The sequence below is a fragment of the Pseudooceanicola marinus genome, assembly GCF_020177265.1.
GTDB classification, from domain to species: domain Bacteria; phylum Pseudomonadota; class Alphaproteobacteria; order Rhodobacterales; family Rhodobacteraceae; genus Pseudooceanicola; species Pseudooceanicola marinus_A.
Genome location: NZ_JAIVMC010000004.1, coordinates 262,080 through 288,085, shown reverse-complemented (window position 1 = coordinate 288,085; position 26,006 = coordinate 262,080). Strand labels below are relative to the sequence as shown.

At 68.3% G+C, this 26,006-nt stretch carries 26 protein-coding genes; 8 read left to right on the top strand and 18 right to left on the bottom strand.

Annotation, left to right across the window (positions count from 1 at the left end; translation table 11 throughout):
* The first annotated feature begins 2 nt into the window (after positions 1-2).
* A complete protein-coding gene (gene accD, locus LC066_RS08465; RefSeq protein ID WP_224897950.1) occupies positions 3-1,022 on the top strand; it encodes an acetyl-CoA carboxylase, carboxyltransferase subunit beta in 1,020 nt (339 codons plus the stop codon).
* A 32-nt stretch (positions 1,023-1,054) separates the two neighbouring features.
* The gene (locus tag LC066_RS08460; protein ID WP_263625040.1) at positions 1,055-2,293 is read left to right on the top strand and encodes a bifunctional folylpolyglutamate synthase/dihydrofolate synthase; all 1,239 of its coding nucleotides are present in this window, start codon (positions 1,055-1,057) and stop codon (positions 2,291-2,293) included.
* 387 nt (positions 2,294-2,680) lie between these two features.
* Here LC066_RS08460 and zapE read toward each other — a convergent pair whose 3' ends face one another.
* On the bottom strand, positions 2,681-3,763 hold the full coding sequence (gene zapE / locus LC066_RS08455) for a cell division protein ZapE (protein WP_224897945.1): 1,083 nt from the start codon (positions 3,761-3,763) through the stop codon (positions 2,681-2,683).
* 130 nt (positions 3,764-3,893) lie between these two features.
* Between zapE and LC066_RS08450 the strand changes: the two genes are divergently transcribed.
* Entirely contained in the window at positions 3,894-5,144 is a 1,251-nt protein-coding gene (locus LC066_RS08450) for an MFS transporter (RefSeq protein WP_224897943.1), read from the top strand.
* Positions 5,145-5,162: 18 nt separating this feature from the next.
* Here LC066_RS08450 and LC066_RS08445 read toward each other — a convergent pair whose 3' ends face one another.
* Genes LC066_RS08445 through LC066_RS08425 form a run of 5 tightly spaced genes read right to left on the bottom strand, consistent with a single transcriptional unit; the run spans position 5,163 to position 8,838 of the window.
* Positions 5,163-6,101, bottom strand: coding sequence for an alpha/beta fold hydrolase (locus LC066_RS08445; protein ID WP_224897941.1), 939 nt, complete (start codon positions 6,099-6,101; stop codon positions 5,163-5,165).
* Positions 6,098-7,018, bottom strand: coding sequence for an ornithine cyclodeaminase family protein (locus LC066_RS08440; protein ID WP_224897940.1), 921 nt, complete (start codon positions 7,016-7,018; stop codon positions 6,098-6,100). The genes LC066_RS08445 and LC066_RS08440 overlap by 4 nt, the downstream gene beginning before the upstream one ends.
* Complete coding sequence (locus tag LC066_RS08435) at positions 7,015-7,644, bottom strand: HAD family hydrolase (protein ID WP_224897938.1); 630 nt, start codon at positions 7,642-7,644, stop codon at positions 7,015-7,017. Before LC066_RS08435 ends, LC066_RS08440 begins: the two co-directional genes overlap by 4 nt.
* A gap of 18 nt (positions 7,645-7,662) precedes the next feature.
* Positions 7,663-8,115, bottom strand: coding sequence for a YaiI/YqxD family protein (locus LC066_RS08430; protein WP_224897936.1), 453 nt, complete (start codon positions 8,113-8,115; stop codon positions 7,663-7,665).
* 30 nt (positions 8,116-8,145) lie between these two features.
* On the bottom strand, positions 8,146-8,838 hold the full coding sequence (locus LC066_RS08425) for a nitroreductase family protein (protein ID WP_224897934.1): 693 nt from the start codon (positions 8,836-8,838) through the stop codon (positions 8,146-8,148).
* Positions 8,839-8,976: 138 nt separating this feature from the next.
* Between LC066_RS08425 and LC066_RS08420 the strand changes: the two genes are divergently transcribed.
* Together LC066_RS08420 and LC066_RS08415 are read left to right on the top strand one after the other, a co-directional pair.
* The gene (locus LC066_RS08420) at positions 8,977-9,612 is read left to right on the top strand and encodes a TetR/AcrR family transcriptional regulator (protein WP_222477492.1); all 636 of its coding nucleotides are present in this window, start codon (positions 8,977-8,979) and stop codon (positions 9,610-9,612) included.
* Positions 9,609-9,875, top strand: coding sequence for an I78 family peptidase inhibitor (locus LC066_RS08415; RefSeq protein WP_224897932.1), 267 nt, complete (start codon positions 9,609-9,611; stop codon positions 9,873-9,875). The genes LC066_RS08420 and LC066_RS08415 overlap by 4 nt, the downstream gene beginning before the upstream one ends.
* Before the next feature lie 36 nt (positions 9,876-9,911).
* Here the strand turns inward: LC066_RS08415 and LC066_RS08410 are convergent, their stop codons facing one another.
* Complete coding sequence (locus tag LC066_RS08410) at positions 9,912-10,349, bottom strand: c-type cytochrome (RefSeq protein ID WP_222477491.1); 438 nt, start codon at positions 10,347-10,349, stop codon at positions 9,912-9,914.
* A gap of 243 nt (positions 10,350-10,592) precedes the next feature.
* Between LC066_RS08410 and LC066_RS08405 the strand changes: the two genes are divergently transcribed.
* Positions 10,593-10,943 carry a DUF2794 domain-containing protein gene (locus tag LC066_RS08405; protein ID WP_085889041.1) on the top strand — a complete coding sequence of 117 codons (351 nt, stop codon included), beginning with the start codon at positions 10,593-10,595 and terminating at the stop codon, positions 10,941-10,943.
* A gap of 7 nt (positions 10,944-10,950) precedes the next feature.
* Here the strand turns inward: LC066_RS08405 and LC066_RS08400 are convergent, their stop codons facing one another.
* The 3 genes from LC066_RS08400 to LC066_RS08390 form a co-directional block, all read right to left on the bottom strand.
* A complete protein-coding gene (locus tag LC066_RS08400) occupies positions 10,951-11,799 on the bottom strand; it encodes an NlpC/P60 family protein (protein ID WP_224897930.1) in 849 nt (282 codons plus the stop codon).
* A complete protein-coding gene (locus LC066_RS08395) occupies positions 11,796-13,202 on the bottom strand; it encodes a leucyl aminopeptidase family protein (protein ID WP_224897928.1) in 1,407 nt (468 codons plus the stop codon). Before LC066_RS08395 ends, LC066_RS08400 begins: the two co-directional genes overlap by 4 nt.
* A gap of 123 nt (positions 13,203-13,325) precedes the next feature.
* Positions 13,326-13,706 carry a hypothetical protein gene (locus LC066_RS08390; RefSeq protein WP_085889043.1) on the bottom strand — a complete coding sequence of 127 codons (381 nt, stop codon included), beginning with the start codon at positions 13,704-13,706 and terminating at the stop codon, positions 13,326-13,328.
* Positions 13,707-13,976: 270 nt separating this feature from the next.
* Between LC066_RS08390 and LC066_RS08385 the strand changes: the two genes are divergently transcribed.
* Positions 13,977-14,627, top strand: coding sequence for a carbonic anhydrase (locus tag LC066_RS08385; RefSeq protein ID WP_222477488.1), 651 nt, complete (start codon positions 13,977-13,979; stop codon positions 14,625-14,627).
* A gap of 299 nt (positions 14,628-14,926) precedes the next feature.
* Here LC066_RS08385 and LC066_RS08380 read toward each other — a convergent pair whose 3' ends face one another.
* The 7 genes from LC066_RS08380 to LC066_RS08350 all read right to left on the bottom strand — a co-directional run bounded on the left by LC066_RS08380 (position 14,927) and on the right by LC066_RS08350 (position 23,571).
* Positions 14,927-16,606 carry a DUF4139 domain-containing protein gene (locus tag LC066_RS08380; protein WP_263625022.1) on the bottom strand — a complete coding sequence of 560 codons (1,680 nt, stop codon included), beginning with the start codon at positions 16,604-16,606 and terminating at the stop codon, positions 14,927-14,929.
* A 173-nt stretch (positions 16,607-16,779) separates the two neighbouring features.
* Positions 16,780-17,802, bottom strand: coding sequence for an aspartate-semialdehyde dehydrogenase (locus LC066_RS08375; protein ID WP_224897923.1), 1,023 nt, complete (start codon positions 17,800-17,802; stop codon positions 16,780-16,782).
* Between the two features lie 234 nt (positions 17,803-18,036).
* On the bottom strand, positions 18,037-18,273 hold the full coding sequence (locus tag LC066_RS08370) for a DUF2798 domain-containing protein (RefSeq protein ID WP_222477484.1): 237 nt from the start codon (positions 18,271-18,273) through the stop codon (positions 18,037-18,039).
* Positions 18,274-18,442: 169 nt separating this feature from the next.
* Positions 18,443-20,032: an ABC transporter ATP-binding protein gene (locus LC066_RS08365; RefSeq protein WP_224897921.1), complete on the bottom strand. Its 1,590-nt coding sequence runs from the start codon at positions 20,030-20,032 to the stop codon at positions 18,443-18,445.
* Complete coding sequence (locus tag LC066_RS08360; RefSeq protein ID WP_224897919.1) at positions 20,029-20,907, bottom strand: ABC transporter permease; 879 nt, start codon at positions 20,905-20,907, stop codon at positions 20,029-20,031. Before LC066_RS08360 ends, LC066_RS08365 begins: the two co-directional genes overlap by 4 nt.
* On the bottom strand, positions 20,907-21,851 hold the full coding sequence (locus tag LC066_RS08355) for an ABC transporter permease (protein ID WP_224897917.1): 945 nt from the start codon (positions 21,849-21,851) through the stop codon (positions 20,907-20,909). The genes LC066_RS08360 and LC066_RS08355 overlap by 1 nt, the downstream gene beginning before the upstream one ends.
* 220 nt (positions 21,852-22,071) lie before the next feature.
* Positions 22,072-23,571 carry an ABC transporter substrate-binding protein gene (locus LC066_RS08350; RefSeq protein WP_224897914.1) on the bottom strand — a complete coding sequence of 500 codons (1,500 nt, stop codon included), beginning with the start codon at positions 23,569-23,571 and terminating at the stop codon, positions 22,072-22,074.
* A gap of 172 nt (positions 23,572-23,743) precedes the next feature.
* On the opposite strand from LC066_RS08350, the gene panC reads away from it, so the two are divergent.
* Positions 23,744-24,634: a pantoate--beta-alanine ligase gene (gene panC, locus LC066_RS08345; RefSeq protein WP_224897912.1), complete on the top strand. Its 891-nt coding sequence runs from the start codon at positions 23,744-23,746 to the stop codon at positions 24,632-24,634.
* A 73-nt stretch (positions 24,635-24,707) separates the two neighbouring features.
* On the opposite strand, the gene LC066_RS08340 is transcribed toward panC, so the two are convergent.
* Positions 24,708-25,991: an acetylornithine deacetylase/succinyl-diaminopimelate desuccinylase family protein gene (locus LC066_RS08340; protein WP_224897910.1), complete on the bottom strand. Its 1,284-nt coding sequence runs from the start codon at positions 25,989-25,991 to the stop codon at positions 24,708-24,710.
* Positions 25,992-26,006: the final 15 nt, after the last annotated feature.

Sequence of the window (26,006 nt, the reverse complement as noted above, 5' to 3'; positions counted from 1 at the left end):
CGATGAACTGGATCAGCAATTACGTCCGGCCGCGGATCAACTCGATCTTCTCGCGCCGGGAAGTGCCCGAGAACCTCTGGTCCAAGTGCGACAGTTGCGGGACGATGCTGTTCCACCGTGAGCTGAAGGAAAACCTGAACGTCTGCACCAGCTGCGGGCATCACATGGGGATTTCGCCGCGCGACCGCTTCCGCAACCTGTTCGACGGCGGCATCTTCACCGAGGTCTCCGTGCCGGAACCCGTGGCCGACCCGCTGCATTTCCGCGACCAGAAGAAATACCCCGACCGCATGCGCGAGGCGCGCCGCAAGACCTCCGAGAAGGAGGCGATGCTGGTGGCCGAGGGCGAGATGGGCCGCGCGCCGGTCGTCGCCGCCGCGCAGGACTTCTCCTTCATGGGTGGCTCCATGGGGATGTACGTGGGCAACGCGATCATCGCCGCCGCCGAACGCGCCGTGCAGAAGAAGTGCCCGCTGGTGCTGTTCTCCGCCGCCGGGGGCGCGCGGATGCAGGAAGGCATCCTGTCGCTGATGCAGATGCCGCGCACCACCGTGGCCGTGCAGATGCTGAAAGAGGCCGGGCTGCCCTACATCGTCGTGCTGACCCACCCGACCACCGGGGGCGTTACCGCCTCCTACGCGATGCTGGGTGACGTGCAGATCGCCGAACCCAATGCGCTGATCTGCTTCGCCGGGCCGCGGGTGATCGAACAGACGATCCGCGAACAGCTGCCCGAAGGCTTCCAACGGGCGGAATACCTGCTGGATCACGGCATGCTGGACCGCGTGACCCCGCGCACCAAGATGCGCGAAGAGCTGATCACCATCACGCGCATGCTGATGGGTCTGCCGCCCGCCGTGGCCGGTGACCTGCCCCCGCCCGCCCCGATGACCGAGGCCACCGAAGCGGAAGCCGAGGCCGAAGCCGCCGAAGCGAAGGCCGCCGCCGAGGCCGAGGCGGAGAATGCAAAGGCCGAGGCCAAGCCCGCCGAGGCCGGCAAGAAGAGCAAGTCCGAAAAGTGACGGCAGCGACGTCCGACGCGCTTCTGGCGCGCATGATGCAGTTGCACCCCAAGGTCATCGACCTGGTGCTGGACCGTGTCTGGCGGCTGCTGGCCGCGCTGGATCATCCCGAGGAAAAGCTGCCGCCGGTGATCCACCTGGCGGGCACCAACGGCAAGGGGTCGACCCAGGCCATGCTGCGCGCGGGCATCGAGGGGGCGGGGAAGACGACCCATGCCTATACCTCGCCGCACCTGGTGCGCTTCCATGAACGCATCCGCCTGGCCGGCACGCTGATCCCCGAGGACGAGCTGACGGCGATCCTCGATGAATGCCTGGCGGCCAACGGCCCCGAGGCGATCACCTATTTCGAGATCACCACCGTCGCCGCCCTGCTGGCCTTCGCCCGCACGCCCGCCGACTGGTGCCTGCTGGAAACCGGCCTGGGCGGACGCCTGGACGCCACCAACGTCGTGGCGCAGCCGGCGATGACCATCATCACCCCCATCTCCATGGATCACGAGGCCTTCCTTGGCGACACCCTGGCCCGGATCGCCGCCGAGAAGGCCGGCATCCTCAAGCGGGGCGTGCCCTGCGTCGTCGGCCCCCAGCCCGAGGAGGCTCTGGAGGTGATCGAGGCCCGCGCCACCGCCCTGGGCGCGCCGCTGCTGGCCTACGGGCAGCACTGGCATGCCTGGGAAGAACGTGGGCGGCTGATCTTCCAGGACGAAAACGGCCTGCTGGATCTGCCCCTGCCCGCCCTGCCCGGCGCCCACCAGATCCAGAACGCCGGCGCCGCCCTGGCCGCGCTGCGCTACCTGGGCTTCGACGAGGCCGCCTGCGAGGCCGCCGTCACCGGCGCCACATGGTCCGCGCGGCTGCAACGGCTGACGACCGGCACCCTGGCCGAGGCCGCCCCCGAGGCGGAGATCTGGCTCGACGGCGGGCACAACCCGGCCGCCGGCAAGGCGCTGGCCGACTTCCTGTCCTCGCGCCCGGCGCGGCCGACCCACCTGATCTGCGGCATGCTGAACACCAAGGATGCCAGCGGCTACCTCGGCCCCCTGGCCGCCTGCACCGACAGGCTGACAGCGGTGACGATCGCGGGCGCGGATGCCGCCCTGCCCGCCGACACCCTGGCGCAAACGGCGCGCGAATGCGGGATGCAGGCGCAGACGGCCCCGAGCATAGAGGCAGCCCTGGCGGCCATCGTCGCCGAGACGCCCCAGGCACGGATCATGTTCTGCGGATCGCTTTATTTCGCGGGCGACGTGCTGCGGATCAACGGCTGACCCGGCTTCGGCGCGGCGACAGCCCCCATGGCCCGGAGCCTGCGGAAATTTCCGTCACTTCAAGAGTGACTCGTAAGACGCTGTTCCGAATCGGGTTTCCGAATCACTTCTTGACCGGCGGGACGAAACCGCCCGTAAACCGATTCGTTTTGCATTGACCGTTTCGATTCGATTCGCATAAAGTCCTTACAGATCAGGCGTTCATCTGCATGGGACGGCTCGCACAGCAGCCTATCACCGCGTGTCGGACCATGTCGCAGACTTGGGATCTATCGGGCAGAACACAGGGGGTCGGACAACGACCCCCTTTTTCTTTTCAGGCGGCCATTCAGGTCGACGGGTCGGACAACGGCCCCCTTCTTGCAGTCAGGCGCCCCGCCCCAAAGGTCAGTCGTCCTCGGCGCCCCAGTCCTTGTCCTGCATCTCGCGCAGGCGGCTGGCCGTGCGCTCGAACTCGAACACCCCCTCGCCCTCGCGATAAAGGCTTTCGGGCTGGTCGGCGGCGGAACAGATCAGCCGCACCTTCGCCTCGTAAAGCGCGTCGATCAGCGTGACGAAGCGTTTCGCCTCGTTGAAGTTCGACCGGCCCAGGCAGGGGATGTCTTCGAGGATCAGCACCTCGACCGCCTCGGCCACGGCCAGGTAATCCCCCGGCCCCAGCATCGCGCCGCAGAGGTCGTGGAAGGACGCCCGCCCCACGCCGGAGCGATAGGCGGGGATCGTCACCTCGCGCCCCTTCACCTTCAGCACCAGCGGCTCGCCCGCGCCGGTGTCGCCGGTCAGATCGTGCCAGTAGGCCTCGATCTGGCGACGCGCCTCGGCATTGGCGGGGGTGAAATAGACCTGCTGGCCGGACAGGCGGTGCTGGCGATAGTCATGCGGGCTCTCCAGCTCATGCACCACCAGCCGGTCCTTGATCAGCTCGATGAAGGGCAGGAACAGCTGCCGGTTCAGCCCGTCCTTGTAGAGGTCATCGGGCACCCGGTTGGAGGTCGTGACCACCACCACGCCCGCGTCGAACAGCGCCTCGAACAGGCGGCCGACGATCATCGCGTCGGTGATGTCGGTGATCTGCATCTCGTCGAAGGCCAGCACCTTCACGTCCTCGACCACCTTGGCGGCGACGGGGGCCAGGCTGTCCTCGGTATTGGCCTTGCGGGCGGCATGCATGCCCTCGTGGATCTCCTGCATGAAGGCGTGGAAGTGGACCCGGCGCACCGGCACGTCCAGGCTTTCGACGAAGAGATCCATCAGCATCGACTTGCCGCGCCCGACACCGCCCCACAGATACAGCCCCTTCGGCGCCTCGGGGGCCTTCCTGCGGCCGAAGAAGCCGCGCTTCACCGGCTGGGCGGTCAGCCCCTCGCGGATACGGTCGAACTCGGGCAGGACGTGTTCCTGCGCGGGGTCGGGGCGGATCTCTCCGCTGGCGACGCGGGCGTGGTAGATGTCGGACATGCTCTGGCTCATGGGGGGCTAGATAATACGCCACCCCCGGCTGGGAAAGCGCACATTCGCGAATGACCCGCCTCACGAAGGCTGAATTGACTGTCCCCGGGCAAAGTCTAATCTGCGCCCAATCTTTGGGAGGACCTCCGACATGACAGCCGCCCCGCGCCTGCTGACCCCCGTGCTGATCGTGGGCTGCCTGATCATCCTGGTGAACTTCGCCATCCGCGCCAGTTTCGGGGTCTTCCAGATCCCGATCGCCGAGGAATTCAACTGGATGCGCGCCGACTTCTCGCTGGCCATCGCGATCCAGAACCTGGCCTGGGGGATCGGCCAGCCCCTGTTCGGCGCCTTCGCCGAGAAGCTGGGCGACCGGCGGGCGATCATCCTGGGGGCGGTGATCTATGCCGCGGGCCTCGTGGCCTCCTCCTTCGCCGTGACGCCCGAGGCGCATTGGGGGCTGGAGATCCTGGTGGGCTTCGGCATCGCCGGCACGGGCTTTGGCGTGATCCTGGCGGTGGTGGGCCGCGCGGCGGCACCCGAACACCGGTCCATGGCGCTGGCCATCGCCACGGCGGCGGGCAGCGCGGGCCAGGTCGTCGGCGCACCGGTGGCCGAATTCCTGCTGGGGATGATGCCCTGGCAGAACGTCTTCCTGGTCTTCGCCGCCGCCATCCTGGCCGTGCTGCTGCTTCTGCCGATGATGCGCAGCCCGGCCCCGCCCGCGACCAAGGCCGAGCTGGAGGAGACCCTGGGCCAGATCCTGGTGCGCGCGGGCAAGGATCCGACCTTTGCCATGATCTTTCTTGGCTTCTTTTCCTGCGGCTACCAGCTGGCCTTCATCACCGCGCATTTCCCGGCCTTCGTGACCGAGCTGTGCGGGCCCATTGCCTCGGGCGGGATCCTGGCGTCGCTGGGCATCACCACCACCTCGGCGCTTGGCGCCATCGCCATCTCGCTGATCGGGGTGTTCAACATCGGCGGCACGCTCTTCGCCGGCTGGCTGGGCAATCGGCTGCCGAAGAAGTACCTTCTGGCGGGCATCTACACCCTGCGGACCATCGTGGCGGGCACCTTCATCGTGCTGCCGATCACGCCGGCCTCGGTACTGATTTTCTCGGCCCTGATGGGCGGGCTGTGGCTGGCGACGGTGCCGCTGACCTCCGGTCTGATCGCCCATATCTACGGGATGCGCTACATGGGTACGCTCTACGGGATCGTCTTTCTCAGCCACCAGATCGGCGGCTTCCTGGGGGTCTGGCTGGGCGGCAAGATGTACGACATCCACGGCGATTACACGCTGGTCTGGTGGGTCGGCGTGGGCGTCGGCGCCTTCTCGGCCCTGATCCACCTGCCGGTGCGGGAAAACCGGCCCGGCCTGCCGACCTCGGCCGCAGCCTGAGGGAAAGTTGCGGCGGGATCAGATCTCGCCGTCTTCCCACAGCCAGTCGCGGAAGGCGCGCACCACCGCCTCGGGGTGCGACAGGGGCAGCCAGTGCCCCGCGCCCGGCACCTCCTTCTGCACCGAGGCCCGGTTCCAGCGCGAGATAACGCCCATGCCGTCCAGCGGAATCACCTGATCCTCGCTGGCCCAGATCGACAGCATCGGCAAGCCCGCCTTGGCGATCTTGCGGTGTTCCAGCTCCATCGGATCGCGCAGCACGCCGCGCAGGGAGGACAGGACCGCGGGGGCAAACCCGCGCCAGTCGACCTCCGCCGCCTGCATCCGGGCGTATTTGCGCGGCACGCCCTGGGCCTCGGCCCGGCGCGAGGCGCGGCGGTGCTGACCGGGGAACAGCAGGTAGAACAGCCAGCGCCCGGTCGCGCCGCCATCGCGGATGCGGCGGGTCAGCCCGGTCGGATAGCCCCCCATGCCGGCGGGCGCCACCAGCACCAGCTTCTCGATCTGCGTCGGATAGCGCGCGGCAAAGGCGGCGGCGATGGCCCCGCCCATCGAATAACCGAAGAGCGTGACCGGCTCGGCCACGTCCAGCGCCTCCAGCAGATCCACGAGCTGGCCAACGAAGAAATCGGCATCCTGCCCGCCCTCGGGCCGGTCGGACCAGCCGCGCCCGTAGAGGTCATAGCTCAGCACGCGATAACCCATGGCCACCAGCCCCGGCACGACCCCGTCCCAGGCATAGGCGGGCGTGGTCAGCCCGTGGACGAGCACCGCAACCGGGTCATCCTCATCCCCGTGCCACTGGAAATGAATGCGCCCCCGGGGCAGATCCGCGATCTCACCCGGGGGGCTGTCGCGCCGCCCGGCCACCTTGGGGCGCAGGTCTTCGCGCAGGAAGGGCGCCCAGGCCAGCGCACCGCCGCCCAGGACCAGGCCGATCAGGGGCGCGACGCTCACCGCGCCTCGCGCCAGGCGTCGAGGACGTGGCGGGCGGTCATCAGGTCCAGATGCGCGCCTCCGCCGTTCTTGAACAGGGTGATCTCCTCGTCGTCTGTCCGGGTGAAGGCGGCGAGGTCGTAGTAATCCGCCACCAGATCGGCGCGGGTGATCGCGCCGCTGTCCAGCGGGATCTGGATCTCGCCGATATGTCCGACGGTGGTGTCGAAACTGTCGACGAAGATGCGGGCGCGCTGCAACGCGCCGTCCATCGCCTCGCGCATGTCGGGGCGATAGGCGCCGATCAGATCGACATGGGTGCCCGGCGTCAGCCAGGCACCGTCCAGGTAGGGCGCGGTCGCCATGGTCGCGCAGGTCACGATGTCGGCCCGCCCCACGGCGGTGGGCAGGTCGGTCACCGCCTCCATCGCCGGATCGCCCTGGGCCAGGGCCTCGGCGCCGGCGGGCGTGCGGTTCCACACCAGGAAGCGCGCCTCCGGGAAGGCCGCGCCGTAGGCCTGGCGCAGAGAGGCCGCGACGGCGCCTGCCCCCACGATCAGGATCACCCGGCTGTCAGGCCGCGCCAGGCGGCGGGCGGCCAGCAGGCTGTCGCCGGCGGTCTTCCACTTGGTCACCAGGTGGAAATCGACGATGGCCTCCAGCGTGCCATCTTCATCGGACATCAGGTTGACGGCACCGTTCACCGCCGGTTTGCCGACCGCCTTGTTGCCCGGGTAGATCGTCGCGGCCTTCACCGCCACGCCCAGCCCGTCGATCCAGGCGGAGCGGGTCAGCAGCGTGTCCTCGCCGCGATAGAGGAAGGTATCCCCGATCTCGGCCTTGGGCAGATCATGCGCTGCAGCCAGCGCATCGGTCAGCCGCAGCCAATCGAGGACGCGCTCGCCCTCTTGATAAGAGATCATGGCAATGTCGCTCATGCGGCCTCCTCTTCGCTCAGCAGCCCCTCCGCCACCAGGCGCGCGGCCCAGCCCTCGGGGTGCTCGAATTGATGGGTGCGCCAGCCGCGCGCGGCGGCGGCGGCGATGTTGTCGGCCCGGTCGTCGGTGAACAGCAGCGCCTCACCCGACAACCCGCTGCCTTCTTCCAGGATCTCGTAGATGCGTGGATCGGGCTTGATCACGCCCAGGTGACCGGAGACATAGCCCTGGTCGAATTCGTTCAGCACCGGGTATTCGGCGCGGGCGATCTCGTAGGTGCCGATGCCGAAGTTGGACAGCGAAAAGACCGGGATGCCCTTGCCCCGCAGGGCGCGCAGCAGGCGCCAGGAATGCGGGATGGCGGGCGAGCACATGGTCAGCCAGTCCTCGTGCCAGGTCATGATCTCGTCATGCCATTCTGGATGATCGGCGGCCAGGCGGCGGGTCAGCTCGCCCATGTCCTCGCCGCGATCCACGCGGTCGTTCATTGCCGCCAGATCGACGGCGGCAAAGATCTCCCGCCGCTTCTCCTCCCCGTACTTGGCGTCGTAATGCGCCTCCGGGTTCCACTCCAGCAGCACGTTGCCGATGTCAAAGACGACGGCCTTGATGGGCGTTGCGGTCATAGGTCTTGGGTCCGTTTGCTATTTCGCAGCGCTGCGCAGTGCGGTTTCCAGAGCGTTCAGAAAACGAGAGCGGTCGGCCTTTGTAAAGCCCTTGCCCCCGCCGCCCGCACCCAGCGGATTGGCGGCGCGCAGATCGGCCATCAGATCGCGCATCGCCAGTTGCTGGCCGATGTTGGCCGCGGTGAACTTCTCGCCGTTGTGGCGCAGGCAGGTGGCCCCGGCGGCCACGCATTTCGCCGCCAGCGGGATGTCCCCGGTGACCACCACATCGCCCGGGCCAGCCCGGTCAGCGATCCACATATCGGCCACGTCCGGCCCTTCGGCCACGATCTGATGCCGGACGTAGGGATTGGCCGAGGGGCGCAGCCCGCCGTTCGACACCATCCACAGGGTCACCTTGTGGCGCGTCGCCACCTTCTCGGCCTCGGCCTTCACCGGGCAGGCGTCGGCATCAATGTAGATCTCGGTCATCGGGCTCCGTTTCAGGTCAGGGATCAGGGGTCAGGGACAAAGGGTCAGGATCTCGTCCAGGGGTTTCTTGATCTTGGCCACCTGGGGCACGGTGGCGTCTGCCGCCGGGTGGCCCACGGCCAGGATCATCACCGACTTTTCGTGCTCGGGCCGGTCGCACAGCTCGTTCAGAAATCGCATCGGGTTGGGCGTATGGGTCAGGCAGGACAGGCCCGCGGTGTGCAGCGCGGTGATCAGCATCCCCGTGGCGATGCCGACGCTTTCGGGCACGTAGTAGTTCTTGTAGCGCTCGCCCTCCTGGGTCAGCCCGTAGCGCTGCGCGAAGATGACGATCAGCCAGGGCGCGACCTCAAGATGCGGCTTGGCCACCCCCGTCCCGATGGGTTCCAGCGCGGCCAACCATTCGTCGCCCGCCCCGCCGGCATAGAACTTCTCCTCCTCCGCCTCGGCCGCAGCACGGATGCGCGCCTTCATCGCCGGATCGGCAATGGCGACGAAATGCCAAGGCTGGTGGTTCGCACCTGAGGGCGCAAGCCCGGCGGCGGCAACGCAGGTGGAGATCACCTCGGCCGCCACGGGCCGGTCGCTGAACTCACGCACCGAATGGCGCTGCGCCATCAGCGCGCGGAACGCCTCGGCCGCCTGCTGCATCTCCTCTGGCGCCAGCTCTCGCCGGTCCGGCAGCGGCAAAGCCCGGTAGGCCACCTTGCCCTTGCTGTACATCCATCCCCCCTCGGGCCGGAACGCCCGTTTCCTTTGCGCCGGATCATCGCAGAGAGGCCTGTGGCGTCAACCTCTGGCCGCACCCCTTGCCGCGGCCCGGCACAAGCGCCATTATCCCCCGGCAAGCGCGGAGGTTACATGACCCGTCAAACATCCCCCGGTCGTCGGGGGCGGAAATACGATCAGGTTCTGGAAGGCGCCCGGCGCATCTTCCTGAAGGACGGGTTCGACAATGCCAACGTCGATGACATCGCCCGGGAGGCCGGGGTGTCGAAGGCGACACTTTACAGCTACTTCCCCGACAAGCGGCTGCTGTTCATCGAGATTGCCCGCAGCGAATGCCACCGCCACGCGGATCAGGCGAAGCACTTCGTCCTGCCCGACCTGCCCGCCGAGGAAATGCTGACGGCCATCGCCCGGCGCACCGTGCAGGACCTCAGCCACCCGATCGTCGTGTCGATGTACCGGCTGGCGACCTCGGAATCGAACCGCTTTCCGGATCTGGCCCAGGCCTTCTACGAGGCCGGGCCGCAGCTGACCTTGACGAAGCTTTCGACCTACCTGGCGGAAGCGACCGAGCGGGGCGAGCTGCAGGTGCACGACCCGGGTCTGGCCGCCGACCAATTCCTCGGCCTGTGCAAGAGCACGCTGATGCTGAAGCTGCAATTCGGTATGATCGACGCCCTGCCCGCCGCCGAGGGCGAAAGAATTGCCGACGAGGCCGTGAAGACCTTCCTCTGCCGCTACGGCGCCCCCACCAAGGAAACCGCATGAAACCTGCCCCGCTCGCCCTGGCCCTGGTCCTGCTGACCTCGGCCTGTGCCACCGCCATGAGCCCGGGCCCCAAGACGCCCTGCGGCCTGGAAACGCTCGACCATGTCATCGGCCAGCCCTGGTCCGAAGACCTGCTGCCGCCGCGCGACGGCCGTGTGCGGGTCCTGCGGCCCGGTGACATGATGACGATGGAGCACCTGCCGGAGCGGCTGAACGTGCATCTCGACGATGAGGACCGGGTGAGCGAGCTGCGCTGCGGCTGAACCGCAGCGCGCTCGCTTCCGCGACCCTGGCGCGCCTCAGTCGACGCGATAGCCCTGGTGGCAGGCGCCACAGGCCGCGCCGATCGGGCGGAACCCGGCCTGCACCCCTTCCAGCGATCCGGTGTCCAGCGCCGCCACGGCGGTCTGCATTTCGGACGCGATGGTGGTGAACCCGTCCCAGTCTTCCCAGATCGCCGGGGCGGCTTCGGATTCGGGGTCCATCTCGTTGGCCTCGAACTTCGTCGGGATCATCGCGGCGGAGGCCTCCAGCGTTGCCTTGGCATCGGCTGCGGCTTCGGCGTCGAAGGCGGTCTTGCCCTGCACCATGCCGCCCAGGGTCGCGAAGGAAGCGCGGATATCGCCCATCAGGTCCATCCGTTCCTTGACGACGGGGTTCTCGACATCGGCATGGGCCAGGGCGGCGGCGCCCATGGTGACGGTGACGGCCGCAAGGGCGAGGGTCTTCAGCTGCATCGGAGGGTCTCCACGTTGCTAGGGTGCGCGTTGCCGTCACCTTACAGGCATTGCGGGATCCGCCAAACGCCGCGTGCGGCGCATCACGAAAAGGTCAGAGCCCGTGGGACCGTTGCGCGCCGCGCCCGCAGGGCTCCGCTCACGAAGATTTCGCCCTCATTTGAGGCATCGCGCGCGCCGGGGCGGGCCTTCTGTCCGGGAAACCCGCTTGCTTTTGCCCCCTGCCGGGCGCAGGCTTGGGCCATGAACATGCAGACCAATGCCCCGATCCCGGGTGTCTCCGCCGACCAGGTGGTGTTCCACCGGACCGAGCTGAACGTCATCCTGTCGCTCTACGGCCGCTTTGTCGCCGCCGGCGAATGGCGCGACTACGGCATTTCCAGCCTGCGGGAGGTGGCGATCTTCTCGGTCTTCCGCCGCTCGGCCGAATATCCCCTTTACCGGATCGAGAAGCGCCCCAAGCTGCGCAACAAGCAGGGCATGTACGCGGTGGTCGGCATGGACGGGCAGGTGCTGCGCCGGGGTCACGACCTGAAGACGGTGCTGCGGGTCCTGGAACGCAAGCTGATCCGTTCGGTCGATACGCCCGACTGATGCCCGTCTAGAGGCGCCGCCGCGCTGTCACCGGCCCCTCGCCTGCCGCCGCGATGCGGTGGATGGCGCCCGACAGCGCCTCATGTGCGACGCTCATCGTGTGGGCATTGGCGTGCAGGATCCGGTCCGGTCCCGACACCCAGGCCACGTGGCCTTTCCAGAACACCAAATCGCCACGCCGCAGGGGCGCCTCCTCGGGCAGGGCCTCGCCCAGTTCCGCCGCCTGCTGGTCGCTGTCGCCCGGACAGTCGATGCCGCAGGCGCGGCAGGCTTCCTGCACCAGTCCGGAACAGTCGATGCCGCCGGCACCATTGGCGCCCCAGAGATAGGGCAGGCCCAGCAGGCGTTCCGCCAGGGCCACCGGATCGGCGCCCTGCACCGCGGACTGGCTGAGGTGCGACAGGGGAACATGGCCCGCATCGGTCTCTGCCCAGCCGTCGGCCGCACCCAGCACGGTCACCCCCGCCCCGAAGGACAGACGCGCCTGCGCCATGGCCCGGGCCTTCGGCGCCTCCCAGGCCAGGGTTTCGCGGATCGCCACCCAGGCCGACGGCGCCGGCGCGCCCTCCGGCGCCAGCGCCTCGGCCACGACATAGCCGGTGTAGCCGTCGTATTCGGCCTCGACGAAGGCATGGCCCTCGTGGATCTCGTAGACCCGCAGCGCGGCACCGCGCAGCAGCTGGCGATCCCGCGCCCCGCCGGGGGCGGCCAGCAGGTCGGCGGCCGCAGCGCCCAGCACCCGCCGCGTGCCCTCGGTATGGGACACCTCCCCCGCACGCCCCTTCAGGCGCAGGGCGGCGACACGGGTATTGGCGGGCCAGCGGCGCCGGTCCTCGCCGGCGGGAACGGGGCTCAAAGCCCCAGGATCCCCGGCAGGGCGGCGTGCAGCGCGCGAATGCCCTGCCCGGCCCCGCCCTTGGGCCGCGCGGGCTGGGCGGCAGGCACCCAGCCGTAGATGTCGAAATGGGTATAGCGCGCGCGCGGCCCGGCGAAGCGACGCAGGAACAGCGCGGCGGTGATCGCCCCGGCAAAGCCACCCTTGGGCGCATTGTCCAGATCCGCGATCCCCGGCTCGATCATCGTCTCATAGGGCTCGTGGAAGGGCATCCGCCAGACCGGATCGGCCACCACCGCGCCCGCCGACCCGAGGGCAGAGGCGACGTTGACGTCATCGGTGAAGAAGGGCGCGATGTCGGGCCCCACGGCCACCCGCGCCGCGCCGGTCAACGTCGCGAAGGAGATCATCAGGTCGGGGTTTTCCTCCGCCCCGAAGGCCAGGGCATCGGCCAGCACCAGCCGCCCCTCGGCGTCGGTGTTGTTGATCTCGACCGTCAGCCCGTTGCGCGCCGTCAGGATGTCCTGCGGACGGAAGGCATCGCCCGCCACGGCGTTTTCCACCGCCGGGATCAGCACCCGCAGGCGCAGGGGCATGCCGCGCGCCATCAGGATCTTCGCCAGGCCCAGCACGTTGGCCGCCCCGCCCATGTCCTTCTTCATCAATCCCATCGAGGCCCCACCCTTCAGGTTCAGCCCGCCGGTGTCGAAACACACGCCCTTGCCCACCAGGGTCAGCGCCGGGCCGTCATCGCCCCAGCGGATGTCGATCAACCGGGGCGCGCGGGCCTCTGTCGCGGCGCGGCCCACGGTATGGAGCATCGGGAAGTTCTGCTCCAGCAGCTCCGCGCCGGTGGTCACGGCGATGGTCGCGCCATGGGCCTCTGCCAGGGCACGCGCGGCCGCCTCCAGCTCGGCTGGCCCCATGTCGGAGGCGGGCGTGTTGATCAGGTCGCGCGCCAGGGCCTCGCCCGCCGCGATCGCCTCGATCCGGGCGGCGTCCACGCCCTCGGGCGCCACCAGCCGGGCGCCATGGGCGGGCTGGGCACGGTATCGCTCGAAGGTATAGGCCGAGAAGAGCCAGCCGGTCGCCTCGGCCTCCAGCGTCTCATGCGGCAGATCGGTGGCCAGCCGGTAGGCGCCCGCCGGCAGCTTGGGCGCCGCGCCACCCAGCCAGAAGCGTCCGCGCGCCCGGGCCGTCGCATCGCCATAGCCCACCAGGGCCATCGCCGGTGCGCCGCCCTCGCCCGGCACCATCAGGACCTGGCCGAGCCCGCCGGCGAACCCGTTGGCCCGTACCCAGGCGGCCACGCTGTCGGGCTGGCCCTCGACGAAGGCCTCCAGGCCATCGGCCTCGACCAGGTGAAGCGGCAGGGCATCACCCGCGGCATCGGCGGGCAGGAAGGACATCATGTCGGCGGTCATAGCGGGCTCCGGATCTTGTTCGCCCCTCAGCCTAGCCCGGGCATCGCCCGCCGCAAGGGCCTTCGACCGGCCGGCGCATCACCGCCCGAAACCTGGTCGGACCGCTGCGGTCCGGCACCGGGTTCAGAGAGACGCGTCCTGCAGGTCCCAGACGGCGGTGAGAGATCGTTCGCCCACGCGCAGCAGCCGGGCCAGCGTCGCGGCCAGGGCGACCGGATCGCAATCGTCGATACAGCGGGTCACATCCTCGGCCACAGCGGCCAGGTTCTTCATCCCCACCTGGTCGGCGATGGCCACCAGCGACCGGGCGGATTTGCGCATCTCGCGCAGCCGGTCCTGGCGGTAGAGCCGTTCGGTATGCGACAGGCGCACGGCGATCTCCTCCATCGCGCGACAGACCACGTCTTCGGCGCCGGCCTCTCCCAGCCGCATGTACAGCTCGCGCAGCCGCTCCGGGTCCACCCGGACCGGTTCGTCCTGCGTCAGCACCAGGATATGCTCCACGGTTTCACCCCTTTCCCATTCACCCCCACGGCGGCAGACACCATGGCGGGCGGAAGTTCTCAATTCCTTGAAAGCGGGCCGGCAAACGCGCCGGATTTTGCAGGTGTTTTAGGGGGATTTGTCCGGTCTGCCGCCCTGTCGACCACCCGGCTGGCCCCGATCAGGCCAGCCAGGTGCCCATCCGCCCCCGTCAGAACGCCCATTCCCATTTGCCGTGGGGCGGCAGAAGATTATAACGACCGTCACGTATAGCATCCTTAGGAGTCGTTCATGCACAGAGCCAAGCCCCTGCCCTCGCTGCTGGTCCAGCGCTACCATGGCTGGAAAGCGACGACCTATACGGAGAACAAGTCGTGGTACAAACGCCTGGCCGACGAAGGCCAGCGCCCGAAGACCATGATCATTTCCTGCTGCGACAGCCGCGTGCATGTGACCTCTCTCTTCGGCGCCGACCAGGGGGAGTTCTTCATTCACCGCAACATCGCCAACCTGGTCCCGCCCTACGAACCCGACGGCAACCAGCACGGCACCTCGGCGGCAGTGGAATACGCCGTGACGGCGCTGAAGGTGGCGCATCTGATCGTCATGGGCCACAGCTCCTGCGGGGGTGTCGCCGGGTGCCATGCCATGTGTTCCGGCCAGGCGCCCGAGCTGGACGAGAAATCCTCCTTCGTCGGTCGCTGGATGGATCTGCTGCGCCCGGGCTACGAGCGGGTGAAGGACATCGAGGGCGAGCAGGCGCAGCGTGATGCGCTGGAACGCCAGGCGGTGCTGATCTCGCTGGAGAACCTGATGACCTTCCCCTTCTTGCGCGACCGCGTGGAATCGGGCGACCTGTCGGTGCACGGGCTGTGGCACGACATCGGCAACGGCACCCTGGAACAGTATCTGCCCAGCGAAGACAGCTTCGCCGTGATCTGATCCGGCCACGGCGCCGATAGGCGCCGCGGCACAGCCTGAACCAAATGGCCCCGTCGGATGCCTCCGGCGGGGATATTTTTTGGCAAGGAAACGCCGGGACGCGCATAGCCGATGGCCCGTGCCCGCCCAGTCATTTCAATGGAAAGTTAACCCTGCCAGCGCAGTCTCGGCTCTGCGGGACAGGCAGCAATGCCGAAAACCGCGCATAAATGGACCCCCGGTTTCCTCGCTGGCAGCCGGGGGTCGGCCCGGCGCCACCCGCGCCCCTATGAGGGCCGGGAGGCGCCAGGACGCACGGTTCAGCGCAGGACCATGTCCTCGGGCCAGGTCACCTCGTGCGACAGGGCGATCTCCTGCTCGGCCCCCGGCGCCAGCTCGAACTGCCATTCCAGCACCCCGCGCCGGTCGTCGAAATCCTGCACGTCGGGCATCGGCGTGGCCTCCCAGGCGATATCCAGGTCCTCCTGCTCGGAATAGGGCACGCGGTCCAGCAGGCGCAGATCCCAGGCCTGATCGGTGCGGTTCTCGGCCGTGATCGTCACTGCCTCGCGGCGGTCGTTGGCGCGGCGGATGACGCCCCGGTCACCTTCCATCCGGTCGTCCAGCCGGCGGGTGACGCGCAGCCCGTCGATGGGACCGAAGGCCCATTCGACCTCCTCGTCCACCGGCAGCATGTCGAGATGCGTGCGCCCGACATAGGTGCCATCGCGGAACAGCTGCGCCGGGCCGGGCAGCAGCATCTCGCCGCTGTCGTTGGTCAACTGCGCCACGAGGTAGGCCGACGGATCGTAAAGCGGCACCGCACGGGCGAAGACCTCCGGGGTCATCTCCAGCCGGCCCAGCTCGATCTTGGCGGCATCGGCGCCATTGGCCAGGCTGACGGGCTGCGGCGCGGCATAGGTCACGTTGATCCCGTCGAAACCGGCCTGCGCTTCCTCCATCACCGGCTCAGCCATGGGGGCCATCGCCATGTCGGCGCCAGCCGCGCGGGAGAAGAGCTCCGGCGCCTTGGGTTGCGGTGCTTCCGGGTCGACGATGCGCAACAGTTGCCCCGAGATCCCGCTGGGCGCGATCCGCCCCGAGGGGCGCGCGGTCGAGAGGGTCACCGCCACCTCCGACCAGTCCTCGCCGGTGGCCTGGCTGAGGTAGGCGCCACGGCGGACCTGCAGCGCCGGCGTCTCGCCCGTCTGCAGATGCAGGTCATAGGCGGGATACCAGGAAGCCTCCCAGCTGGTGTAGTGCAGGGTCAGCACGCCGGAAACCGGGGCCTCGGCGATGACCTCCACCGCCAGAACGCTTTCGTCCCCGGAGGCGGTCAGCAGCGCATCCAGGGCGGCCTCGGCCTCGGCCAGATCCTCTTCCAGCGGGGTCTTCTCCTCGCGGATCTCGCGGGCCCGCAGGTCCGCCTCGCGGGCGGCGCGGCGGGCGGCAAGACCCTCCTCTCCCACCAGTTCCAGCAGCATCTGCAACCGGTCCCGATCGGCGCCGCCGGCGGCGTCGGATCCGCCCAGCCCGGTGAGGAAGGCGATGCGGTCGCGGCTTGCTTCGGCTTCCAGTTCGGCCGCCCGGGCGCGGTCCTCGACCGCCTGGATCCGGTCCTCTATCTCCTCGATCCGGTCGCGGGCCGCGGCGATCTCGGCCGGCTCCTCGGCGCCCGACGGGGGCACCTGGCGGTCGCGGTAGGACAGGGTGCCGATGGTCAGCCCCTCGGCCGCCAGGCGCAGGCTGTCCAGCTCGATCAGCGGCATGTCGGTCAGCACCAGGGTGTGCCGCCCGGCGGGCAGGTCGAAGGCGGCCTCCCGCGTCAGCGTGGCGCCTTGGGGGTAGAGCACCGCCTCGGTCACGGCGCTGTCGGCGTCAAAGCTGTCGGCCATGGCGGCGCTGCCCGCCAGGGCGGCGGCCAGGGCCAGGGCGCTGGTGGTCCGCGCGGTGAGGGGGCGGGCAAAGGGGGAACGGGCAAACAGGGGGCGGGTGGTCATCGGCTCTCCTCCGGGTGGTCTTTTCCCCAGAGGACATGAGCGCGCCGGAAAGGCCAAGTGACGTTTTGCGTTACCAGCGGTGATGGGCGGGTTTCGGCACGCCGCCAAAAGCAGAACGGCGCCCCCTTCGCAGGGGACGCCGCTTTGGAAATCTGGGGCCGTCAGGCGGGGCGTCAGCCCTTCTGCAGCACGCGCTTGCCCAGGGTCTCGGCGATCTGCACGGCGTTCAGGGCCGCGCCCTTGCGCAGGTTGTCCGAGACGCACCACAGGTTGATGCCATTCTCGACGGTCACGTCCTGACGGATGCGGCTGATGAAGGTGGCGAAATCGCCGACGCATTCGATGGGGGTGACGTAGCCACCGTCCTCGCGCTTGTCGATCACCATGATGCCCGGCGCCTCGCGCAGGATGTCACGGGCCTCGTCCTCGTCGAGGAAGTCCTCGAACTCGATGTTGATCGATTCCGAGTGGCCGACGAAGACCGGCACGCGCACGCAGGTCGCGGTGACCTTGATCGACGGATCGACGATCTTCTTCGTCTCCGTGACCATCTTCCATTCTTCCTTGGTGTCGCCGCTGTCGAGGAACTTGTCGATATGCGGGATCACGTTGAATGCGATCTGCTTGGGGTAGACCTTGGCTTCGTAGTCGTCGGTCGGGTTGTAGATCGACTTGGTCTGATCCCAGAGCTCGTCGATGGCATCCTTGCCCGAGCCGGAAACGGCCTGGTAGGTGGAGACGACGACGCGCTTGATCTTGGCGCGATCATGCAGCGGCTTCAGCGCCACGACCATCTGCGCGGTGGAGCAGTTGGGGTTGGCGATGATGTTCTTCTTGGCGTAGCCGTCGACCGCCTCGGGGTTCACTTCCGGCACGACCAGCGGGATGTCCGGGTCGTAGCGGTAGAGCGAGGAGTTGTCGATCACGATGCAGCCCGAGGCCGCGGCCTTGGGGGCGTACTTCTCCGTCGGGCCGGAGCCCACGGCGAAGAGCGCGATGTCCCAGCCGGTGAAATCGAAGGTATCCAGATCCTGGGTCTTGAGGGTCTTGTCGCCAAAGCTCACCTCGGTGCCCAGCGACTTCCGGGATGCGAGCACGGCAATCTCGTCCACCGGGAAGTGGCGCTCGGCCAGGATGTTCAGCATTTCGCGGCCCACGTTGCCCGTGGCGCCTGCGACGACGACCTTATAGCCCATAATGGATGACTCCTTTCAATAGGGACGGGGGTGCATACCCCATGTACGGATGGCATGAAAGGGTATTGCGGTGATGGGCGATATCAAGGGATGCGATATGGGGGCCTGCATGGGGGCCTGCGCGGCGACGCCGGAGGGGGCGCTGCCCCCGGCGCCTGGACGGCGCATCCCCCGGAGTATTTCCGGCCAACGTATGGGGACGGGCGGGCGCCCGGGATCAGCCGGGGCGCGCCGTCACTCCGGGCTGTAACGCGCCACCAGACGGGCCGAGACCCCGCCGACACGCGGCCCCAGAACGATCACCAGCGCACAGGCCAGCGGCCAGGCGGTCAGCCAACTGCGCATCCAGGCGCCGGGCCAGTCAGCGGTGAAGCCGCGCGGCAGCCAGCTTAGGAAACCGGACAGGCAGAAGGACATGATCCCCGACATGAGGACAGCGGCCAGAAGGGCGGTCTTGCGTTGCGCGGACATGAAAGGCGGACCTGGACGAATCGGTGGGGGACTTGGGGGCGCCCTTCTGCACCGGACGCCCCGAAATGCCAATGCCCCGCCGCGGCGTCATCCGGTCGCGCCGACGCTCGGGTAGGCGGGGCCCGCCTCAGGCCGTCCCGGTCAGGCGGCCCCGATCAGGCAGTCCTGATCAGGCCGCCACGTCGTCGGGCAGCACCGGGGCCGCGGCCACCAGCGCCTGAGTATAGGGGTGCTGCGGGCTGTCGAAGACCTGTTCGGTCGGCCCCTCCTCGACGATCTCGCCGGACTTCATCACCAGGACCCGATCAGTGATCGAACGTACCACCGACAGGTCGTGCGAGATGAAGAGGTAGCTGAGGCCGAAGCGATCCGACAGATCCGCCAGCAGGTCGAGGATCTGCGCCCGGACCTGCACGTCCAGCGCGCTGACCGCCTCGTCCAGCAGGATCAGCTCGGGCCGGGTGATCAGGGCGCGGGCGATGGCGATCCGCTGACGTTGCCCGCCGGAGAACTCGTGGATGTACTTGGCGCCGTCGGCGGCCGACAGTCCCACGGCCTCCAGCGCCTCGGCCACGGCGCTGTCACGCTCCGCCCGGGGCGTGTCGGGCAGCAGGTGGAAGGGTTCGGCCACCAGGCGGGCCACCCTGTGACGCGGGTTGAAGCTGCCATAGGGGTCCTGGAAGACCACCTGCATCTTGCGCCGCACCTCCGGGTTGGGCTTGTGCCCGGTGAAGACCGGGGCACCCGCGAGCGCGATCTCTCCCGACTGGACCTCTTCCAGCCCCAGAATCGCGCGGGTCAGGGTGGACTTGCCGCAACCCGATTCGCCCACCAGCCCGAGGCTTTCGCCGCGCTTCAGGGTGAAGGAGACGCCCTTCACCGCCTCGATCTCGCGCCGCGCGCCGAAGGGCGTCTTGGCCGGCAGGGCATAGCTGCGGCGCACCTTGCGCACCTCCAGAAGGGGCGTCTCCGCCACCTCCGAACCGCGTTCCGGCGCATGGGTGGAGGCCGCCAGCAGGGCCTTGGAATAGGGATGCCGCATCTCGCAGAAGAGCGTCTCGGCCGGGCCGGTTTCGACCACCCTGCCCTTCTGCATGATCGCGATCTCATCGGCCATGTCGGCCACCACGGCGAGGTCATGCGAGATCATCATCAGCCCCATGCCTTCCTCGCGCACCAGCTTCTTCAGCAGGGCGAGGATCTGGGCCTGGGTGGTGACGTCCAGCGCGGTCGTGGGTTCATCCGCGATCAGCAGGCGCGGGCGCAGGGCGATGGCCATGGCGATGACGACCCGCTGGCGCTGGCCGCCCGACAGCTCATGCGGGAAGCGAGACATGGGGAATTTCTCGGGGGGCAGTTCGGCCCGGCGCAGGGCATCAGCCGCCCGTTCCATCGCGGCGCGGCGGGGGACCCGTTCGTGCTGGGTGATCGTTTCGGCCACCTGGTCGCCGATCCGCTTCAGCGGGTTCAACGCCGTCATCGGCTCCTGGAAGACCATGCCGATCTCGCGCCCGCGCACGGAACACATGTCGCGTTCGGTCCGGGTCAGGATGTCCTGCCCGTCGAGCAGGATTTGCCCGGTCGGTTCGGCCCCCTGCGGCAGCAACTGCATGGTGGAAAAGGCGGTCATCGACTTGCCCGAACCGCTTTCGCCGATCACGCCCAGGATGCGGCCCGCCTCCAGCGTCAGGGAGACGTCGTGCAGGATCGGCGTGCCGTGGATGGCCAGCGACAGATTGCGAACGTCCAAAAGGCTCATGTGCGGCCCCTCCGCAGCTTGGGATCGAAGAGGTCGCGCAGCCCGTCGCCCATCAGGTTCAGGCCCAGCACGGTCAGCAGGATTGCCAGCCCCGGGAACAGAGCCATGTGCGGGGCGAAGCTGATGAAGGTCTGGCTGTCGGCCAGCATCCGGCCCCAGCTGGGCGTGGGGGGCTGCGCGCCCAGGCCCACGTAGCTGAGGCCCGCCTCGGCCAGGATGCCTAGGCTGAACTGGATGGTGCCCTGCACGATCAGCAGGTTCAGCACATTGGGCAGGATGTGTTCAAAACTGATCCGCGCCGATCCCTTGCCGGCCACGCGAGCGGCCAGGATGAAATCGCGGTTCCACAGGGTCAGCGCGCCGGAGCGGGTGATCCGGGCGAAGACGGGGATGTTGAAGATGCCGATGGCGACGATGGCATTGGTGGCCGAGGGGCCGAAGGCCGCCGTGATCATCACCGCGATGACCAGGCTGGGGAAGGCGAAGACCAGGTCGTTGCCACGCATGATCACCTCATCCAGCAGTGAGCCGCGCTTGGCCGCGGCCCAGAGGCCGAGGGGCACGCCGATGACCATCCCGATGCCCACGGCCAGAACCGCCACGGCGATGGAGGTGCGCGCGCCCACCATCAGCATCGACAGGATATCGCGCCCGTAATGATCGGTGCCCAGCAGGTGGTCGGCATAGGGTGGCTTGATCTTGTTGGCGATCGCCATCTGGGTGACGTCATAAGGCACCCAGAGGAAACTCAGCAGCGCCGCGCCCAGGAAGACCAAGGTCAGCAGGCCGCCCAGGATCAGGTTGCGATTGCGCAGGGCGGCGGCCAGCGTGCCCTGTTCGGTGGGGGCGGCGGTGTCGGTTTGGCTATGGGACATCAGCGGGCCCTCAGTCGGGGGTCGACGGCGGCATAGGCCAGCTCGACCAGGAAGTTCACGACGATCACGGCGAAGACCAGCAGCATTACCACGCTTTCCACCACGATCAGGTCACGGGCCGAAATCGCCTGGAAGATCAGCCGGCCGAGGCCCGGCAGGTAGAAGACGTTCTCGATGATGATGCCCCCCGCCAGCAGGAAGGAAAACTGCATGCCGATGATCGTCAGCACCGGGATCAGCGCATTGCGCAGGGCATGGCGCCACAGCGCCTCGCGCCGCGACAGGCCCTTGGCGCGGGCGGTGCGGATGAAGTCCTCCGACAGCGTGTCCAGCAGGGCGGACCGCATGACCCGCGCCAGGATCGAGGCCTGCGGCAGGGCCAGGGCGATGGCCGGCAACGTGAGCGATTTCAGCGCCGGGAACAGCCCGGCATCCCAGCCGGCGAAGCCGCCGGCGCTGAACCATTGCAGGTTGATGGCAAAGACCAGCACCATCAGCATGGCGAACCAGAAATTCGGGATGGCGACGCCCAGCTGGGTCAGCCCCATGATGGCGACATCGGCCACCGATCCGCGCCGGGCGGCGGCCCAGATCCCCACCGGAAAGGCGATGACGACGGTCAGCGCCAGCGAGAACAGCGCCAGCGGCAGCGACACGGCCAGGCGGTCCCCGATCATCTCCACCACCGGGGTGCGGTAGGTGTAGGAAATGCCGAAATCGCCCTGCAGCAGTCCGCCGATCCAGTCGAGGTAGCGGGCCGCCATGGGCTGATCCAGCCCCAGCTCGGCCCGCAGGGCCGCCAGGGTGTCGGGCTGGGCGTTGACGCCCAGCATGATCGAGGCCGGATCGCCCGGCAGCACCTCGATGGCGGCGAAGATCACCACCGAGGCCACCGCCAGGCTGAGGCAGAGCGAAAGAAGCCGGGTCAGCGTAAAGCGCAGCATGTCTTTTCAGCGGTCCACTTGTTGAGGTCGGGACGCGGGGACGCTGCCCCCGCACCCCCGGAAGTATTTGAAACGAGATGAAAAGGAGCGCCGCACCCCTGGCTTCATCTCGTTTGAAATACTCCCGCCGGAGGCGGTGCGACGCAGGCCACGGGCGGCCCGGCCGGGACATGGAAACGGGGGCCACATGCGTGTGGCCCCCGCAGATGATCACAGGGGATCAGTTGTCCCAGTAGACGGCGGTCAGGTCGGTGGCCTGGGTCGGCATGTTGACCCACAGGCCCTCGACGCCGGTCTTGGCAACCGTGTGCAGCGGCAGTTCGAAGAGGAAGCCCGCGACATAGTCCTCGGCCAGCATGGTCTGGGCCTGGCCCAGCAGGTCCGAACGCACCTCCGGATCGCTTTCCACGGCGATCTGGTCGATCACCTCGCGGAAGGCGGAGTTGTCATAGCCGGTGTAGTAGTCCGGATCGGCCAGCGAGGCGATGTCCATCGGTTCGGTGTGGCTGATGATCGTCAGGTCGTAGTCATGGGCGTTGCGGAAGGTGTTTTCCAGCCACTGGGCCCATTCGACGTTCTCGATCTGCGCCTCGATGCCGACCTCGCGCAGCTGCGCCGCCACGATCTCGCCGCCGCGACGGGCATAGGAGGTCGGCGGCAGGGTCATCTTGACCGACAGCGGCAGCTCGACACCCGCCTCTTCCAGCAGCGCCTTGGCGGCCTCGGGGTCGTAGGCCGACATCTCAGTCAGATCGACGTAGTCAGGGTTGTGCGGGGCGAAGAACGTGCCGATCGGAGTACCGTAGCCGAACATGGCGCCGTCGATGATGTCCTGGCGGTTGATGGCATGGGCCACCGCCTCGCGCACCATCTTGTTGTCGAAGGGCGGGCGGGCGTTGTTCATCGCCACGATGGTCTCGCCCTCGGTGTTGCCGATCAGCACGTTGTAGCGCGGGTCGGCGTCGAACTGCGGCAGGTTTTCCGGCGCGGGGAAGGCCACGAAGACGTCGACGTCGCCGGCCATCATCGCCGCAAAGGCCGCGGTCGGGTCCGAGATGAACTTGAAGGTGGCGCTGTCCAGCATGGCCGGCTCGCCCCAGTACTCGGGGTTCTTCTGCAGGGTGATCGAATCGCCCTGCACCCAGTTGCCGAAGGTGAAGGCGCCGGTGCCCACGGGGTTGGTTGTGATGTCCTCGATCGACTCGGGCGCGACGATCACGGCGTCCCCCCAGGCCATCTTGAACAGGAACATGCCGTCGGGGGCCGACAGGGTCACCTGCACGGTGGCCGGGTCCAGCGCCTCGACGCTTTCGATGCCGGCAAAGAGGGATTTCTGCGCATTCACGCTGTCCTCGGCGCGGGCGCGGTCGAGGGTGAAGACCACGTCGGTCGCCTCGAAATCGGTGCCGTCATGGAACTTGGCGCCCTCCACCAGGTGGAAGGTGTAGGTCAGACCATCCTCGGAGATGTCCCAGCTTTTCGCCAGGCCGGGGTTCACCGACCCGTCGGAGCCGAAGCGGGTCAGCCCCTCGAAGACGTTGGCATAGACCACCTGGTCGATGGCGCCCGCGGCGGCCGAGGTCGGGTCCATGTGCGGCGGTTCCAGCTGCAGGCCCAGCGTCAGGCTGTCCTGGGCCATCGCCGCCCCTGCGCCGGCCGTCAGCGCGATCACGCTGGCCGCCGCCGCTGTCTTCGCCACACTTCTCAACGTGTTGGTCATGGGGTCAACTCCTGTCTCTGCGGGGCCTTTTCCGGCGCCCTTCCCTGTTGTGTCCGCATGCTTGTCTCCTGCCGGGGCAGGGTCAAGCCTTTACGGCTTCTGTAATCTCTGGACCCGGGCGCGCAATATTGTTACCCCGCCAACCGCCCGAGTGCTGTTGGAGGAGCAGAGCATGACCGCGCCCGAACCGATGTCCCCGCCCGAGGGCGAAGGGACGATCCTGCGTCGCCTGGACAGCTTGCGCGACCGCACCCGTACCTGGCGCCGCCGGGGCGAGGTCATCGGCGTCGTGCCCACCATGGGCGCCCTGCACGAGGGGCACCTGTCGCTGGTCCGCGCGGCCTGCGCCGATTGCGACCGGGTGATCGTGACGATCTTCGTCAACCCGCGCCAGTTCAACAGCCCCGAAGACCTGGCGAACTACCCCCGCACCGAGATCGAGGATGCCGCCAAGCTCGCCCCCTTCGGCGTCGACGTGATCTACGTCCCGGATGGCGACCAGGTCTATCCGTCGGGCTTCGCCAGCACCGTCAGTGTCGAGGGGCTGACGCAGGTCCTGTGTGGCGCGCACCGGCCGGGCCATTTCGACGGCATGGCGACTGTGGTGGCGAAACTCTTCGCGCAGACTGCCGCGCACCGCGCCTATTTCGGGCGCAAGGACTGGCAGCAGTTGCAGGTCGTGCGACGCATGGCCCGCGACCTGGACATGGAGATCGAGGTGGTGGGCTGTCCCACGGTGCGCGAGGCCGACGGTCTGGCCATGTCCTCGCGCAACCTGCGGCTGGATGCCGAGGCCCGCGCCCGGGCGCCGTCCCTCGGCGCGGTGATACGCGACATGGCCGCGGCCCTGCGCGACGGCGCGGCGCTGACCGATCTGCTGCCCGGGGCCCACGCCCGTCTGGCCGAGGCCGGCTTCGGCGCCATCGACTACCTGGAGCTGCGCGAGGCCAGCACGCTGGAGGCCCGCGACCACGCGACAGGCGCCACGCGCCTCTTCGCCGCCGCCTGGCTGGGCGATGTGCGGCTGATCGACAATATCCCGGTCTCCGGCGAAAGCACCTGAACAGGCATGGGCGGACAACCGGCGGGCCGGGGCCCGCCGCCGGGGCCAGTTATGCCGCGCCGCGCCCATCCGTTCAGCCGGTCAGCAGGTCGGCCAGCGACAGCGCCATGACCTCGGCCGATTGCAGCATGTCGTCGACGCCGACGTATTCGTCGGGCTTGTGCGCCAGGTCGAGGATGCCGGGGCCATAGGCGATGCAGTTCTTCAGGCGGCCGATGCGGTCGATATGCTTCTGGTCGTAGGTGCCGGGGCTGACCACGTATTGCGGCGCGGTGCCCATGGTGTCCTGGATGGCACGGGTCACCGACTGCACCACCGGCGCCTCGCGCTCGGTCATGGTGGGCAGCACGCGCATCATCTCGCGCATCTCGTAGCTGAAGTTCGGGCGCTCGCCCTTCACCTTGTCCAGCACCGTCTTCATCTCGCCGATGACCTCGTCGATGCTTTCCTCGATCAGGAAGCGGCGGTCGATGACCATCCGCGCGCTGTCGGGGACGCAAGGCGAGGGCAGCGCATTGGCGTCGCGCGGGATTTCCGCCTGGCCGCCGTGCAGCGAATTGATGTTCAGCGTCGACTGCTTCGCACCCTCGGGGACCACGGGCATCTCGGTGCGCTTCTGGGCCAGGGCCGGGAAGAGGCTTTCCTCCATCTCGTGCAGCACGGCGCCCATGTGGCGCACGGCGCAATCGCCGAGGAAAGGCATCGAGCCATGGGCGATCTCGCCATGGGTCTCGATCTCCGCCCACCAGACGCCACGGTGGCCCAGGCAGATGCGGTCCTTGTTCAGCGGCTCGGGGATGATGACGTGATCGACCTTGGCGTAGAACCCCTTCTCCGCCAGGTAGGCCACACCGCCGAAGCCGCCCGATTCCTCATCCGCCGTGCCGGAGATCTCGATGGCACCGGAGAAGTCGGGGCAGACGTCGATGAAGGCCTCGGCCGCGATGATCGAGGCGGCGAGGCCCCCCTTCATGTCGCAGGCGCCCCGGCCATAGATCTTGCCGTCCTTCAGCTCTCCGCCGAAGGGGTCGGTCGTCCAGCCGCGGCCCACGTCAACCACGTCGATATGGCTGTTGAAATGCACGCATTCGCCGGACCGCGCACCCTCCTTGCGGGCCACGATGTTCCAGCGGGGATACTTGTCGCTGTCGCCCACGGCGCCCTCGGCGCGGACCAGCTGGGTCTCGAACCCCTTGCCGCGCAGCCGGCGGTCCAGGTAGTCGCAGATCTCCCGGTAGTTCTCCCCCGGCGGGTTCAGGGTCGGGATGCGGATCAGGTCCTGGGTCAACGCGATCAACTCGTCGCGGCGGGCCAGGATCGCCTCGTGCAGGCGCATTTTCACTTGGGGCTCAGTCATGGGTTCCAGCTTTTG

Coding starts and splice junctions, on each gene's coding strand:
- accD (WP_224897950.1), top strand. CDS start 3: ATGAACTGGATCAGCAATTACGTCCGGCCGCGGATCAACTCGATCTTC.
- LC066_RS08460 (WP_263625040.1), top strand. CDS start 1,055: ATGATGCAGTTGCACCCCAAGGTCATCGACCTGGTGCTGGACCGTGTC.
- zapE (WP_224897945.1), bottom strand. CDS start 3,763: ATGAGCCAGAGCATGTCCGACATCTACCACGCCCGCGTCGCCAGCGGA.
- LC066_RS08450 (WP_224897943.1), top strand. CDS start 3,894: ATGACAGCCGCCCCGCGCCTGCTGACCCCCGTGCTGATCGTGGGCTGC.
- LC066_RS08440 (WP_224897940.1), bottom strand. CDS start 7,018: ATGAGCGACATTGCCATGATCTCTTATCAAGAGGGCGAGCGCGTCCTC.
- LC066_RS08435 (WP_224897938.1), bottom strand. CDS start 7,644: ATGACCGCAACGCCCATCAAGGCCGTCGTCTTTGACATCGGCAACGTG.
- LC066_RS08430 (WP_224897936.1), bottom strand. CDS start 8,115: ATGACCGAGATCTACATTGATGCCGACGCCTGCCCGGTGAAGGCCGAG.
- LC066_RS08425 (WP_224897934.1), bottom strand. CDS start 8,838: ATGTACAGCAAGGGCAAGGTGGCCTACCGGGCTTTGCCGCTGCCGGAC.
- LC066_RS08420 (WP_222477492.1), top strand. CDS start 8,977: ATGACCCGTCAAACATCCCCCGGTCGTCGGGGGCGGAAATACGATCAG.
- LC066_RS08415 (WP_224897932.1), top strand. CDS start 9,609: ATGAAACCTGCCCCGCTCGCCCTGGCCCTGGTCCTGCTGACCTCGGCC.
- LC066_RS08410 (WP_222477491.1), bottom strand. CDS start 10,349: ATGCAGCTGAAGACCCTCGCCCTTGCGGCCGTCACCGTCACCATGGGC.
- LC066_RS08405 (WP_085889041.1), top strand. CDS start 10,593: ATGAACATGCAGACCAATGCCCCGATCCCGGGTGTCTCCGCCGACCAG.
- LC066_RS08395 (WP_224897928.1), bottom strand. CDS start 13,202: ATGACCGCCGACATGATGTCCTTCCTGCCCGCCGATGCCGCGGGTGAT.
- LC066_RS08385 (WP_222477488.1), top strand. CDS start 13,977: ATGCACAGAGCCAAGCCCCTGCCCTCGCTGCTGGTCCAGCGCTACCAT.
- LC066_RS08380 (WP_263625022.1), bottom strand. CDS start 16,606: ATGACCACCCGCCCCCTGTTTGCCCGTTCCCCCTTTGCCCGCCCCCTC.
- LC066_RS08375 (WP_224897923.1), bottom strand. CDS start 17,802: ATGGGCTATAAGGTCGTCGTCGCAGGCGCCACGGGCAACGTGGGCCGC.
- LC066_RS08370 (WP_222477484.1), bottom strand. CDS start 18,273: ATGTCCGCGCAACGCAAGACCGCCCTTCTGGCCGCTGTCCTCATGTCG.
- LC066_RS08365 (WP_224897921.1), bottom strand. CDS start 20,032: ATGAGCCTTTTGGACGTTCGCAATCTGTCGCTGGCCATCCACGGCACG.
- LC066_RS08360 (WP_224897919.1), bottom strand. CDS start 20,907: ATGTCCCATAGCCAAACCGACACCGCCGCCCCCACCGAACAGGGCACG.
- LC066_RS08355 (WP_224897917.1), bottom strand. CDS start 21,851: ATGCTGCGCTTTACGCTGACCCGGCTTCTTTCGCTCTGCCTCAGCCTG.
- LC066_RS08350 (WP_224897914.1), bottom strand. CDS start 23,571: ATGACCAACACGTTGAGAAGTGTGGCGAAGACAGCGGCGGCGGCCAGC.
- panC (WP_224897912.1), top strand. CDS start 23,744: ATGACCGCGCCCGAACCGATGTCCCCGCCCGAGGGCGAAGGGACGATC.
- LC066_RS08340 (WP_224897910.1), bottom strand. CDS start 25,991: ATGACTGAGCCCCAAGTGAAAATGCGCCTGCACGAGGCGATCCTGGCC.